This is a genomic window from Kluyvera sp. 1366, from assembly GCF_054823405.1.
In genome coordinates, this window is the sequence record NZ_JBTRDW010000024.1 from 1 (window position 1) to 1,899 (window position 1,899).

2 protein-coding genes and 1 pseudogene are annotated in these 1,899 nt (G+C 64.0%); all 3 read right to left on the minus strand.

Features of this window, described 5'->3' with window-relative positions:
• Positions 1–1,396: DUF5710 domain-containing protein (locus ACVLVH_RS24090; protein ID WP_498950460.1), on the minus strand; the 1,396-nt coding region annotated here is incomplete at its 3' end.
• Positions 1,397–1,426: 30 nt separating this feature from the next.
• Positions 1,427–1,717: a conjugal transfer protein gene (locus ACVLVH_RS24095; protein ID WP_280173386.1), complete on the minus strand. Its 291-nt coding sequence runs from the start codon at positions 1,715–1,717 to the stop codon at positions 1,427–1,429.
• Positions 1,714–1,899, minus strand: a pseudogene (locus ACVLVH_RS24100) (plasmid transfer ATPase TraJ); the annotation flags it as partial. The gene ACVLVH_RS24095 and the pseudogene ACVLVH_RS24100, both read right to left, overlap by 4 nt.

The following is a 1,899-nucleotide window of genomic DNA, read 5'->3' on the forward strand; positions in this document are numbered from 1 at the left end:
GCTGCGCCTTAAGAATGCGATACACGCTGGTCTGCCCGATGCCGAGCTGCTCAGCAATCTTCGCGGGCGTGAGCCCTTCATCACGCAGCTTCAGGATTTCACCCGTTTTCTCTTTTGCCGCCCCGGGGCGACGGACAGGTGTGGATTCGGCTGCGGCGTCCGGAGACGCGGCGGGAAGAGTGTCCGGCGCTGGCTGTGCGTCGTCGGGTGTGGCCATGGCGATTTCCTTATAGTTAAGCCCCTCAAGGGCACGGGTAATGTCAGGCAGCAGCGACTCGCGAAGGCGGTCGGCGCCGCGGGACTGGTGCAGATCGTTAAAGTCCTTGAGACCGCTCTCGATTTCAGCGGCACTCAGGTCCGGCAGCACAACGGCGCCGCCGGTGGCGGTGGCGGCACGTTCTGCCGAGAGCACGCCCTTATTGATGTCCTTCTTATGATCAACGTCGGCCATAAACAGGTGCGGGCTGCCGGGGTAGCGCGCCTTCAGCACGTTTCCCACCGCCTCCATGTTGCCGGCATCAATGGCCATAACCACCGGTCGGCCCGTCACCATGTTCAGGCTGCGCGCTGTGGCGTACCCCTCGGCGTACAACACGGGCTCGCCGTCCTTCAGTTCGCCGCCCACCACCAGAAAGTGGCCGGACTTGGGCGCATCCTTAAACAGGTATTTTTCACCGTCCGGCGGAATGTACTGCAGCGTGCGAAACTGCCCGCCGGCGTCATAAAAGGGTACGACCAGCGCACCGTTGCGGGTCTGACGCAGCTCCGGTGTGGCCGTGATGCCCTTACGCACCAGGTAGCCATGCGCCGGATCGACCGCCGGCAGCCGGTTGTACAGCGCCTGTGCGCTGGCGGTCCGGTTTGCATATAGCGTGGCCTGTGCGCGGGCCGTATCGTCCTGCGACTGGCGCATGACGGCACGGATGTGCACGCGTGCAACCGGGTCTGCTTCGCCTGAGCCGCCACTCGACTTCCAGCGCGTGATGTCTTTATCGTTATCGGCGCGGTGGTAGTTGATGAACCAGCCAGCGGGCTTAACGCCATCGAGAAATCCGCGATAGACGCCGTCTTTATTACCCTTTTTCCCGTCAGCAACCGGAACCCTGTGACGACGGCCATCCATCACCGGCAGGCCGTCGAGCACCAGACCGCCGCTGGTCAGCGCGTCCAGAAACTCGGACTGCGGGTCACCACCGCCGCTGCTGCGTATGCTGCGGTCCGGCAGCCACTTCTGAATCAGGCTCAGGTCAGCCCCCGGGCGGGCGTACCAGAGCTGCGCCTCCTTATCCCATGCGATCGCGTTGCCTCCGTCCGGATGTTTACCGGCGTCGGCGCGCGCGGCGTCGCGCTGGTCCGGCATGACGGCAAGCCACACCGGGTAGTCCGCTGTCTTCATAAAGCCTCCTCTGCTGCTGTGTCAGGACGGCTACTCGCCGTCGGTGAACCGGCGGTACCACCACGGGCGGCCGCTCAGGGATTTGCCACGCGCCCAGCGAGCCAGGCGCGTAAGCAGTTCGGTGACGCCCCAGCCAAACATCCTCAGCACGCGGAACACGGCGATGATGCCGCTCACGACGTAAATCGTGTTCATCGCGGGAAAGCGGAACCAGAAGAGGTAGAGCAGGAACAGCCAGGCGGGGATGCCGACGAAGTTGAGGGCGCTGCCGGCTCGCCGCCAGAATCCCGGCGGATAATTCTCTTTATTCAGCGTACTCACGCGGTCCCCTCCTCAAACTCGCGGCGCTGGCGCGGCGACATCACCACGGCCAGCTCGGATTCGGCAATGCGGCCCCCGCGGTACAGGCGCCAGGCCTGATCCACGATGCGGCGCTTCTCCAGCCGGATGATGTTGTTGATATGCTGACCCCACTGCGACCAAGGCATTTCGGCGAGCTTTTC